This is a genomic window from Microbulbifer aestuariivivens, from assembly GCF_039545115.1.
Taxonomy (GTDB): domain Bacteria; phylum Pseudomonadota; class Gammaproteobacteria; order Pseudomonadales; family Cellvibrionaceae; genus Microbulbifer; species Microbulbifer aestuariivivens.
On the sequence record NZ_BAABRT010000015.1, the window covers coordinates 1 to 11,303 of the forward strand.

General features: G+C 59.7%; 7 protein-coding genes. 5 read left to right on the forward strand and 2 right to left on the reverse strand.

Translation table 11 applies throughout. The features are described from left to right. The first annotated feature begins 505 nt into the window (after positions 1-505). From ABEA58_RS09880 to ABEA58_RS09900, 5 genes are all read left to right on the forward strand, one after another. Positions 506-1,102, forward strand: a complete 597-nt coding sequence (locus ABEA58_RS09880) for a hypothetical protein (RefSeq protein WP_345551080.1) — start codon at positions 506-508, stop codon at positions 1,100-1,102. A gap of 413 nt (positions 1,103-1,515) precedes the next feature. Beyond that, positions 1,516-1,971 (forward strand): hypothetical protein, encoded by a 456-nt coding sequence (locus ABEA58_RS09885; RefSeq protein ID WP_345551082.1) that lies wholly within the window; start codon positions 1,516-1,518, stop codon positions 1,969-1,971. Positions 1,972-2,339: 368 nt separating this feature from the next. Continuing rightward, the gene (locus ABEA58_RS09890) at positions 2,340-4,235 is read left to right on the forward strand and encodes a hypothetical protein (protein ID WP_345551084.1); all 1,896 of its coding nucleotides are present in this window, start codon (positions 2,340-2,342) and stop codon (positions 4,233-4,235) included. Then, a complete protein-coding gene (locus ABEA58_RS09895; RefSeq protein WP_345551086.1) occupies positions 4,235-4,438 on the forward strand; it encodes a hypothetical protein in 204 nt (67 codons plus the stop codon). The genes ABEA58_RS09890 and ABEA58_RS09895 overlap by 1 nt, the downstream gene beginning before the upstream one ends. 40 nt (positions 4,439-4,478) lie before the next feature. Continuing rightward, complete coding sequence (locus ABEA58_RS09900; protein ID WP_345551087.1) at positions 4,479-7,313, forward strand: bifunctional serine/threonine-protein kinase/formylglycine-generating enzyme family protein; 2,835 nt, start codon at positions 4,479-4,481, stop codon at positions 7,311-7,313. Positions 7,314-7,586: 273 nt separating this feature from the next. On the opposite strand, the gene ABEA58_RS09905 is transcribed toward ABEA58_RS09900, so the two are convergent. Both ABEA58_RS09905 and ABEA58_RS09910 read right to left on the reverse strand, forming a co-directional pair. Further along, positions 7,587-9,440, reverse strand: coding sequence for a coiled-coil domain-containing protein (locus ABEA58_RS09905; protein WP_345551089.1), 1,854 nt, complete (start codon positions 9,438-9,440; stop codon positions 7,587-7,589). A 16-nt stretch (positions 9,441-9,456) separates the two neighbouring features. Next, a complete protein-coding gene (locus ABEA58_RS09910; protein WP_345551091.1) occupies positions 9,457-11,232 on the reverse strand; it encodes a coiled-coil domain-containing protein in 1,776 nt (591 codons plus the stop codon). Positions 11,233-11,303: the final 71 nt, after the last annotated feature.

Below are 11,303 nucleotides of genomic sequence, written 5' to 3' on the forward strand. Positions count from 1 at the left end.
GCGTGCCGGTAGCGGGTGCTCAGTGCGGCACCTATAACCAAGCTAGGCAGGATCGCCCAGCCAGTGGCTGGGCTGGACAGCCTACGCTGCGCTCCGGCTGCCCCTGCTAGCGGCGTTATGTTGCCGGGCGGTAAAAATTGTTGTTGGTGCAAGCGGGTAATATTTTGCACTGTTTTAGCGTCCAGCAATGAGCAGCTTGGCCATCCCGGCCTGAAGCAGTTTCGTTCCTAGAGCGCTCTTTCTGGTTCGGCAGAGGTGGCTAGTCCACTGCAGTATCGTGGAGTACCAATAAGTGAATAATCTGGTGGGGGAGGTGCGGTATTCTTCCCTCGTAACATCGGGCAGTGGTCAGCCAATCCGTGGCTGGCAAAGTGCTAGTAGTTGGTGCTCAGCGCGGCAGCCATAACCAAGCTAGGCAGGATCGCCCTGCCGGTGGCTGGGCTGGACAGCCTACGCTGCGCTCCGGCTGCCCCTGCTAGCGGCGTTATGTTGACCTGAGTGAAGTATGAAAAAAAGTATTTTTTTATTATTGATAATTGGAGCAATTTGGAAATTGTATAATTACTCAGGCCAAGTTTCACTTGGCCCAGGAGTAATGGCACCCGATGTTCCTCAGCAGAAATATATAGACTCACCTATTAGTTTTAGATTTGGCGAATACAATATTACGGAAATTGCAGTATTTGATATTAAAGCAAAGGTTCTATCAAAGAAAAATTATCGTTTAGATCGAGAAGCAGATCTTTCCCCTGTTGACCTAGCTTTAGGTTGGGGCAATATGTCGGATGAGAGTGTCCTCGAAAAAATTAAGATATCACAAACAGGCCGATTTTATAGATGGAAAGTTGACTCGCTCCCTATACCACGACGCGAAATCGAAATTCATAGCGCAAATATGCATCTTATTCCTGCCAACGAGTCAGTAAAGAGCAAGATTGATAAAGTTCGTAAAGGAGATATCATCGAAATATCTGGCAGTTTAGTAAACGTGAAATCTAGTAATGATAATTGGTATTGGAAAAGCTCAAAGACGCGAAACGATACTGGGGCTGGAGCCTGTGAACTGATCTTTGTAAAAAAGCTCGATATTGTTACTCTTTAGTTTTTTAAATTCGGCTTAATGCTTTTAATCACATAACAAAACAGTCAATTTGCCGATCCTAACGTCGCGCAAATTACTACCACGTTATGTGCGTCGTAGCGCGCAACAGCTGGGCAGAACTTCGCAGTTGGGTTCAAATAAAATTCAGCGTAGAAATGATAAATGTAATTCATATCAAACCAGCACATTTTCAAGCCACGCACTTTCGCGATTTCGAGCGCCTTAACATCAAGTGTGCGCTACGTCTCATTCTCTCAGCAGCTAGCAATTTCCAACATGAAGTCAGTCGGAAATTTAGTTTTTGTCGCACTGCGTTCCGGCGTTAGCATTAAGACTTACCCACGTTTAGTAGACACTCTGTATAGTTAGAGTGTCTAATTTTTGTGGGTATGACTAGGTGCAAATGAGACATCGTGGTGATGAAGCAACAAAAATCGGCTTTCACAATCATGTTACTTTTCAGTTCATTGGCATCAGCTGCTGGGAATAAATGTCCATTTCCAGAAAAGTATATTGAAATTGATCGCGCATATCATCAGTGTGTAAATGGGCACGTTAGGACGGACGCTAGCTGCGAGGCCTTTCTTGAGAGGGTTGTTACACTTTTTCCTAGATACAACTGCACACGGAGCTTCGATACGGAGCCAGTTCCTGCTATATGGCTTTTTGATGCTGTGTCGGAAGACTACATAAAACTAATATATGAATTGGCCACTAAGAGTAACCCGATTTTTGAAGGTCAATGGTTTGTAAAAGAGTCTGCCCAGGCAAAAAAAATATTTCTTAGTCCTGAGTTTAAGTCAGTCTTAGACGGCCATATGGCAGAAGATTATTATCCGCTAATTGAGTCAGTGCAAAGTGCACCCTAACAAGTCAATCAACTCCGTGGCTGGGTTCTCCGCTCCAGTATCTCGCGCCATACTGAGCAATTGGGCTGACAGTAACTTTATAATGCCCTATTCATCCTTTGCGCGCTTTAGCTCTTCCGGTATTTCAATAGACACCTGTACGTCTATCTATTTCCCTTCTGTTACTGCTTTTGAATAAGCTGTACAACCTGCCATAAGTGCCCATCATTAAATTTCTAATCCTGCTGCTAAAGGTTTTCATCTGTGCCAGAAATCGCCAAGTTATTTAAATGCTAATTCTGTATAAAATAGGCGCTTGTTTTTACCTATACCTATAAGAATACCGCCAGTGCCCCATAAGCCCTGGCAAGACTTTCTGAGGCGCAGCCATGTCCCGCACTCCACAGATTGAATCCCTTTTTCGCCAGACGGTAAGTGATGCCCGAAGCCTGGCCGCCACGCTGGAGCAGGGGCAGGCGCAGATGCCGCTAATGGATCATTTCGGCACTTTGATTGAGTCGCTGGAGCGCAGGCCCTTTTCCGTGACCTTGCTGTGTCTGGACAAGAGCAGCCGTGAAACGGTGCTGAAATGGCTCTATGGGCAGCAGTTTGCTGTGTTTTCGATGCAACTTTCCGGACAGATCGGCCTGATCGAGGTTCAGCTGAAGGATAAGGGCTACGCGTTCGAGAACAGCAGCGGGCGGCGCCAGGAGTTTGATTCCTGGGACGATCTGGTCAATGTGATCAGTGGCCATAGTGCCATTGACCTGACGCAGGCTCAGGATCTCAAGCTGGCTACCGAGCGGGTCAATGCGGTGAAAAACGTCAACCTGTTACTGCCCGACAGTACAAATTTCATTCAGGAATCCCCGGCGCTGCTGACCCGAATCCTGCGGGAAACCAACGTGCTGATGGTGGCGGGGCATCCGCACTATGCGCTGTCGCAGACCGAGCGCACCACCATCAACGATCTGATGGTGGAAATGGAGGGGTTCTGGCCGCTGTTGCCGGTGGATGAGCTGGCGGAGGAGGTCAGCATCCCGGAGAACGGCTGGTGGCAGCAGGTGGTGCACCCGCAGATCAACCTGCCGCCCAAGCTGATTACCACCCATGTGGAAGCCCAGCTGCCTGAATTCCTCACCAACCCGGACAACGGGCTGCGGCAGGCCCTGCAGCTGTTGCTGCTGGGGCGCAAGGCGGAGACCGCGGTGGAGGCGGTCAACGACCGACTGGCCCAGGAATTGCGCCAGCTGGAGAGCCGCAAAAAGCGGGAGGCACGCAAAACCCACGCAGGCAACCTGGATAACGCCAATATGGGCTTTGCCAGCCAGCTGCGTAACCAGTTGGGTGATGGCGTCTCCGATATCAACAAGCAGCTGCAGGAAAGCGCGCGGCGCAACGACACCGCCACCGGCAACACGGGCCAGCAGCTGAAGCAGTTTGTGGATTCCCTGCGTATTGATGATCTGGCGATGGAGAGCGGGTACAAGTCGATCAAGCTGTCTCTCAGCAGCCGCTATCAGCAGGCGCTCACCGGCTTCCTGCGCGACGCGCTGAAGTCGGGGGTGCGCCGCGACGCGGAAGCCCTCGACGATTCCCTGGAAGCGCTCAAACGCTCGATTGGCTATGAGTTCAAGAGCCATACCGGGATGGAGCCGGTTCTGCAGCTCGATCAGCTGGACAAAGAGCGCCTGATTAATGACCTGGCCGGCGCGGTCAATTTGGAATTGCGCTACCAGGGGGAAATGCCCAAGCGCGGCTTTTTCCAGCGTTTGGGCGAAGCCCGCCGGGCGGCGTTTGTGATTCTGATGAGTGTGTCGTTGCTGGCCATGTTTGGCATTAACCTGCGTGACAACCCGCTGCTCGGCATCGTTATTTTCTTTGTCTTCATCGGTGCCTTTATTTACAGCTATTACGGCTGGAAGCGTGAGGACGAGGAGCGATTGGAGAAAGAGGTTACCCGGGTACGGGAAGAGGTGCAGAACAGCAGCCGCCGTATTCTCGCGGACCTCACCCGTGAGAAACAGTCCCGTATTGGCGATTTCCTCGAGCGCATCAAGAAGCAGTGGCAGACCGTGCTGGACCGCACTTTGGCCGACTGGCAGCAGCGCGAACGCCAAAATAGCGAAAAGCAATCCCAGCAGGCCCGCCAGCGGCTCGCCAATATCGATACCCAGATCAGCCAGTGGCAGCGCCAGCAGGTGCCGGTGCAAAAGCTGCAGACAACGGTGAGCAGAATCGTTGCTGACTGCCGCGCTGAACTGGAAAGCCTCGCTGAGAATTAATGGAAATACTGAACAGCCTGGATCATTGGCTTGGTGATACTGAGGCTGATTTGGCGGCTGATCCGGCGGCCGATTGGCACCGCTCTGGGCTGAATAGCGCAGTTCTGGAAAGCACTGAACAGAACAAAGCTGACAAGAATAGTGCGAAGGTTGCTGCGGCTGCGGCAATGCGATGCGGGCAATCCGAAGACGAACAACAATGAATAAAGTGCACAATACAATGAGCTTTGGGGGGATGATTGCATGATCCAGGATGCAGAACTGCAGGCTTTGGGCCTTGATGATGAGGCGAGCCCGGCGCAGATTCGCGAGGCTATCGCCCGCAAGCAGGTGCAACTAGAACAGGCGCTGGAAAAAGCCCCCACCGATGCGCTGCGCAATAAATTTCGCCAGCAGCAGGAAAAACTTGCACTGCTGGCCGCGCAGTTGGTGCCGGAGGCCAAATCGCACACAACCCCGCACACAACCTCGCAAACAGCGCCGCAAACAACCCCGACGCCTACCGGTACAGCCGGCGCTGCTTCTCTTTCACAGACCAAACTGGCCGATCTGCCCCAATCCGCGACCCAGTTTGATAGCGGCAATACCGCGCAGGTGAATCTGCGCGAGGGGCAAATGCTCGCCGGCCGTTACGAGGTTCAGGAGCAGATCGGTGCCGGTGGCATGGGCGCGGTCTACCGGGCGCTGGACAAGACCACCGGCAAGGAAATCGCACTCAAGGTGCTGCTGCCGGCGCTGCTTAAAAACGAGCGCGCCCGCGAGCGCTTCCTCGATGAGGCGCGTATCTCCCAGCAGTTGAGTCATCCCAACATCGTCAATGTCTACGACGTGCAGCAGGACGGTGACTTCTTCTTTCTCACCATGGAACTGCTGGAAGGTCAGGACCTGCGCCAAGTGATGGAAAACCGCAAGCTCGCCCGGCAGCCGTTCAGCGAGCAGGAGATGCGCACCATCGCCAGCCAGGTCGGCGATGCCCTGGCCTACGCGCACAAATACACCGTGCACCGGGACCTGAAGCCGGAGAACGTGTGGCTGACGGAGGACGGTGATTACAAGCTGATGGATTTCGGCATTGCGCGCATGCAGTCCACCAGCCAGCGCACCCAGACCGGCGCCGCCATGGGCACCGCCTATTACATGGCGCCGGAGCAGCTCAAGGGGCAGAAGAACATCGATGGCCGGGCGGATCAGTACGCTCTCGGCGTCATGCTGTATGAACTGGCGACCGGTGAAGTCCCGGCCGGCCTCATCAAGCCGTTGCGCGAGTCGCGCAGGGATCTATCCCGTGGCTTCGCCACCACGGTGATGCGCACCCTCAACGGCAGCCCCGAGGATCGTTTTGCGGACATCGCTGCCTTCAGGCAGGCGTTGGAGCCCAGGGGTGGCTTGGAGCTGAACCTGCCCTGGAAGAACATCGGCATCGCCGCTGGCGTACTGGTGGCGTTGCTCGGGATCGGCGGTATCGTCGCCAGCGGCAGTCTGGATGGTCTGAAAGGCCTGCTGCCCATGAGCAAGGAAGAGATCGCCGCGCAGAAAGCGAGCCTGGCCAAGATTCAGGGGGAGATCAAGGTGCTCAAGCAGCGCCTGGATAGCTCGCGCCGCAGTCTCGACAGTGATGTGCGCGATGCGCAGCGGAACAACAGCAGCGACTGGATTAGTCTGTCGAACTGGCAGAAGTTGACCGAGGATGGCATTTTCGCCGGTTCGCGGCTCACCGAGCTGGAAGGGGACCTATCGATGGCGGAGGTTCTGCTGCGCGATGAGGCCTTCAAACAGGCGCGGCCGGTCTTCGAGCGGGTAAGGGCAGGGTACCTGCAGCTGCAGAAAGACTTCACGGCCGCGGAGTCGCTGTACGCCGCCGGAGCTCAGGCCGAGCAGGCTGAGCAGGCGTGGTTGAGACTGAAACTTCGCTCCGAAACCGATTCCGTTCTGGTCGCCACGGCCAAAGAGACGCAGACCCAGGCCCTGCAGCTGCAGCGTGGCGGTGAATATTCCGAGGCCCTGACAAGTTGGCAGGGCGCTGCCGAAGCCTGGCGGCAGGCCAAGGCGCAGGGGGATAAATTGCGGCAGTACAGTAACGATGCCGCCGAGGAAAAAAGCACCTGGGAGAAACTGAAGAAAAACTATGGGCTTTCTGATCCTGAGCCGGCGCGCCTGGCTCTGGAGGCGGAAAAGCTGGGGCATCAGCATCGGCGCGAGGGGGATTACCCCGCGTCGATAGTGAGCTGGCAGCAGAGTGCTGAGCAGTGGCGGGCGGCGATTGCTGCGGTCGCGGGGGACGTCGCTCGTATCGACAGCGAGCGACAGGCCCAGGCGGCAGCGGCGGCGAAGCGCAAACGCGAGCAGGAGCGCGCAAGGCTGGCGGAGAACCTGAAGCGGCTGCTGGCGGGTAATGCGATGGTGAGTATTCCGGGAGGCAGTTTTTTGATGGGGTCTAACAGCGGTAAGAGTGCCGAGACCCCGGTGCACCGAGTGGCCCTCAAGCCGTTCAAAATGAGTCAATACGAGGTGACCTTTGCCCAGTACGATGCTTTTGCCGCGGCCACCGGGCGCGCCAAGCCCGATGATAGCGGCTGGGGACGCGGCAAGCGCCCGGTGATCGGCGTCAGCTGGGAAGACGCGACGGCCTACGCGCGGTGGTTGAGCAAGCAGACCGGACAACAGTTCCGCCTGCCGAGCGAGGCGGAATGGGAGTACGCGGCGCGGGCGGGTTCTGATAACAAATACAGCTGGGGCAGTTCCATTTCTTGCGGGAATGCGCGCTGGAGTCATCACGCCGATGGTGAGTGCGGTAAAGACCGTGGCACTGTACCGGTGGGCAGCTTTGCGGCCAATGCTTTCGGTCTCTACGATATGCACGGCAATGTGTGGGAGTGGACCCAGGACTGCTGGAATGCCACATACAATGGTGCGCCGAGTCATGGTGAAGCCCGTACCGACGGCGACTGCTCGCAGCACGCGGTACGCGGCGGCTCCTGGCTCAACGGTATGGAGTACCTGCGCTCCGCCAGCCGTGTTAGGTATAGCTCAGCGGATGATGACCGCGATCTCGGCTTCCGGCTCGCCCAGGACCTTTAAGGGCGCTGTACTTAACGGTCCTTAAAAGATCACTGTTTGGGATTTTGTGTTTTATTTTTTCACCGGTTGATGAAGGGTTCCGAAGGGCTGAACTGAGGGAAAAAGGCCGAGGCGGCAGGCAAGAGTATAAGAGTCTGCCCCCTAGCCGCCCGTCTCAGGATGATCCGTCGTGAGTGACCATCGCCGGCGAGAAATCCTTGTAAACAGGCAAATTCCTCGGGAAAGCGGCGCGACTATCAGCCCACTTCAACCCGCTCCCCGAGGCCCGGATGATCAGCCCGCCCAGCCGTTGGGTGTGCTGTTCATCTGCTCCATTTTCCGCCGCCTGCGTTCCCGGGCCTCGTCCACCCAGCGCTCCGCCTCGTCGCGGGCTGAACGCGCTTGTGTTTTTTCGCTGTTGCATGCACCGGACAGTCGTTCGCAATGGCCGAGGCCGTTGCCCGCATCGCCATGGTGCTGTGCGGTGGTCTGTGCCAATCGCTCGGTTGTCGCAGTATGCTCGCGGGTGTAGTCCCGGTTTCCCTCCGCTGTGACCCGGCCGTTATAGGCATCCAGTTCCCGGTCCTGTGCCTGCTCGCGGCCATGCTGTGCGGCTTTCAGTAAGTCACCAAAGTGCTTGCGGCTGGTTTCGGCGGCGTCTTCGGCATAGCCCAGCTGCTCTTTGCTGTCATTGGCTTCGGAGGTTGTGTCGTCGAGCGCACTCTGCAGGTCGCCGACCATATGGCGGGCGCGCTCCAGTAATTGTTCCAGCGTGCTGAGGCTGGTTGCGGCGCGCCCGCGGGCGGTGACTGCGGCGAGGTCGGCCTGCTCGGCGCGCCGGGACGAGTCTTCAGCTGCAGACGCTGTCGCCTGGGCTTCGGAAAGGGCACTTTGGGTTTGCCCCATGGCGGCTGAGGCCTGGTTGCTGGCAGCGGCGGCGCGGCTCGCCTCGGCATTGGCTTCAGCCGCGCGGTTGTGGGCGTGCTTCTCCGCCGCCTGGGCCGCGCGCAGTCTCTCCCGGGCTTCCTCTTGAGAGTCATCGGCATCGGCGTTCGCGCTGGCGGCCTCTTCCAGTTCCCGCAGTAATTCTTCACGCTGGCGGGCGCTGCTGTCATGGTATTGCTGAACCTGTTCCTGCTGTGCCCGCGCGGCTGTGGCGGCCAGCTCGGCTTCGGCAGTCTGCTCGGCGGCGGACTCGGCCGCGCCCTCAGCGGACTGCTCGCCGCGCTCGGCCTCCCCGGCACTGTTGCGGGTCTCTTCCCGCATATTTTCGGCGCGGGCTGCGGCGGCCTCGGCGGCGTCAGCCCCTGTCCGGGCTTCGCCGGCGGAGGCTGTGGCGTCCTGGGTCTGAGCTGTGGCGGTGGCTGCGGCACCGCTGGCGACTTGCGCCTGTGACAGGGCTTCGCTGGCGGAGCTGGTTGCCGCACTCGAGCGCTGTTGCGCTTCGTTGCTGGAACCCCCGGCTTCGCGGGACTCCTGCTGTGCTGTGCCAGCGGCACTGGTGGCTGTCTGGGACTGGCGCAGGGCTTCGCCGGCAGCGTTACCGGCATTGTCTGCCTGGCTGGCCGCAGCGGAGGCGGCGTTACTCGCGGTGTGGCTGTTGTGCTGCGCTTCGGCGCTCGCGCCGGTGGCAGCGCTCGCCTGAGTCTGCGCGCTGTCCGCCGCCTGCTGGGCGCTGCGCCCCTGGCCTTCCGCCGCTGCGGCAGCGCTGGCGGCTTGTGCGGCCGCCTGGCTCGCACTGGCCGAGGCACTATGGGCCTGGCCGCTGGCGCGGTCGGCCTGTTCTTCCTGCCGCTGTGCGATGTCGGCGTAACGGCTGGCCTGTGTGGCCTGGCGTTGCGCCTCGGAGCTGAACTGTTGCGCCTGCTGGGCCTGCTGCTGTGCCGTGCTGGCACTGGCCTGCGCCTGTATGGTGTGCTGGTCGGCTTCGCTGCCGCTGGCTGTGGCGGCCTGTTGCTGTTGCTGAGTTTGCAGCCGGGCGTCATTGCTGGTGTTGGCCGCTTGCCCGGCGGCCTGTGCCTGCTGTTGTGCAGCCTGCTGCTCTGCCTGGGCCTGTTGCGCCGCCTGTCGGGTCTGTTCCGCCTCGGCGCGGGCGCGGGCCAGTGCGGCTTGCAGGTCGCTGCGGCATTTATCGGTGGTGCTGTCCATGGTGATTGCTTGTGCTCTAGATGGAATTGGCCGCTGAACGGGCATCGTCGGCGGCGGAGCGGGCATCGCTGGCAGCGCCGCTGGCTTCACTGAGTGTTTCCCGGCTGGTATCCACGAAGGCGAGAATCTGTCGCGCGCCGTTCTCGGCGTCACCGGCGTGGCGCTCGGCCGCTTCCACCAGCTTTTGTGCCTCGATCATTGCGTCCATCGCCTTCTGGTTGTGCTCCCAGGCTTTGGTGGAGGCGGTGTGGGCCTGTTCGGCCTCGCGTTCGGTGTTATCGACGAAGGCCTGGGCCTCGCTTTCCATCTGTGAAAGCAGCTTGGCCAGCTGTTCGTTGGCCCGCTGAGCCTCGCGGCGCTGCTCTTCGGCCGCTTCCTTGAGGTGCCTGGCCTCCTGCAGTAGCGACTCGATCTGGTCGACACAGGTTTGTGCCCGCCGTAGCAGGTCGTCGCTTTCGCCGGCGGCGCCCTGTGCCTGCTGCGCTGAAATTGCGGCGTTGCTCGCGGCGCTTTGCGCCTGGTTGGCTTCGGTCTGGGTCTGTGCGGCGGCGGTGGCGGCCTGAGCGGCTTCACTCTGTGCCTGCGAAGCAGAAGACTGGGCCTGGTCGCTGGCGCTGCCGGCCTGGTTGGCCTGGTTGTCCGCGTGGTGGGCTGCGTGCTCGGCGTGATGGGCGGCGGTGGCTGCGGTGTCCCGTGCCTGCTCGGCTTCCTCAGCTTCCTGCTGGGCTTCTTCGCTGGCGGCCTTGGCCCTCTGCGCTTCAGCGGCGATCGCCTCGGCGTCTTCTTTGGCCTGCTCCGCAGCTTCTTCAGCGGCCTGCCGACTCTGCGCGCTGGTTTGCGCCGCTTCGCCGGCTTCAGCCGCCTTCTGTTGCGCGCCCTCCGCGGCCTGATCTGCCTGCTCGCGCAGGGCGGCGGCCTCGGTGGCGGCCGCTTGCGACTGTTGCGCCTGTGCCTCGGCAGTTCCTGCCGAACTTATGGCGGCACTGGCCTGGATGCGGGCATCTTCGGCGGCAACGCCAGCCTGATCCGCTTGGCTGGCGGCTGTGGCCGAGGAGGTGGATGCGTTCGCGGCCTGGGTTTGCGCCTCGTCAGCGGCACCGCCGGCTCTCTGTGCCTGGCCCTGGGCTTCGCTGGCGGCACTGCCGGCCTGCTCGGCCTGGGCCTGTGATTCCTGCGCGGAAGTAGTGGCCTGGCCGGCTTGGGTTTGCGCCTCGTTCGCGGCACTGCTCGCCTGAGTTGCCTGGGTCTGCGCTTCGCTGGCGGATGCGCCGGCGTGGCTGGCCTGCGACTGCGCCTCTGATGCCGAAGTGGCGGCGGCGCCGGCCTGCTGTTCGGCGGTGGCGGCCGAGGTTCCGGCTGCGCTCGCCATCTGCGTTGCACTGTTCAGTGCCGACTCGGCTTCGCCGCTGGCGGAGCGCGCAGCCTGGGCCTCGCTGTCGGCGCTATCGGAGGCCTGGCGGGCCTCGCTGGCTTCGCGTTCCGCTTCCGCAGCCGCTCGTGCGGCCAGATTGGCCTGTTGCTGGATTTCACTGGCGGCGCTGCTGGATTGCTGCGCAGACGCCGCGGCCTGACTCATGGCATCGCTGGCGGCCTGGGCCTGTGCGCGCGCGCTGTCAGAGGCCTCCTGGCTTTGGACTGCCTGATTCCTGGCCAGACCGGCATGGTCGACAGCACTCTGGTTGCCCTCAGCGGCACCTTCGGCGGCGAGGCGGGCTCGCTCCGCTTCTGCACGTGCCTGAGCCAGCTGCTGTTCCAATTCACTGCGGGTGGAGTCGAAATCTTTTGTCGCCATGAGAATATTCCGCGAAGGAGTGTGAGCAAGTTGCGTTTTTGAGGGTAAATTTTGCTTTTTTGAGTGAATTA

Excerpts from the sequence above, each read along its gene's own strand:
- ABEA58_RS09880 (WP_345551080.1), top strand. The coding sequence starts at position 506 with ATGAAAAAAAGTATTTTTTTATTATTGATAATTGGAGCAATTTGGAAA.
- ABEA58_RS09890 (WP_345551084.1), top strand. The coding sequence starts at position 2,340 with ATGTCCCGCACTCCACAGATTGAATCCCTTTTTCGCCAGACGGTAAGT.
- ABEA58_RS09895 (WP_345551086.1), top strand. The coding sequence starts at position 4,235 with ATGGAAATACTGAACAGCCTGGATCATTGGCTTGGTGATACTGAGGCT.
- ABEA58_RS09900 (WP_345551087.1), top strand. The coding sequence starts at position 4,479 with ATGATCCAGGATGCAGAACTGCAGGCTTTGGGCCTTGATGATGAGGCG.
- ABEA58_RS09905 (WP_345551089.1), bottom strand. The coding sequence starts at position 9,440 with ATGGACAGCACCACCGATAAATGCCGCAGCGACCTGCAAGCCGCACTG.
- ABEA58_RS09910 (WP_345551091.1), bottom strand. The coding sequence starts at position 11,232 with ATGGCGACAAAAGATTTCGACTCCACCCGCAGTGAATTGGAACAGCAG.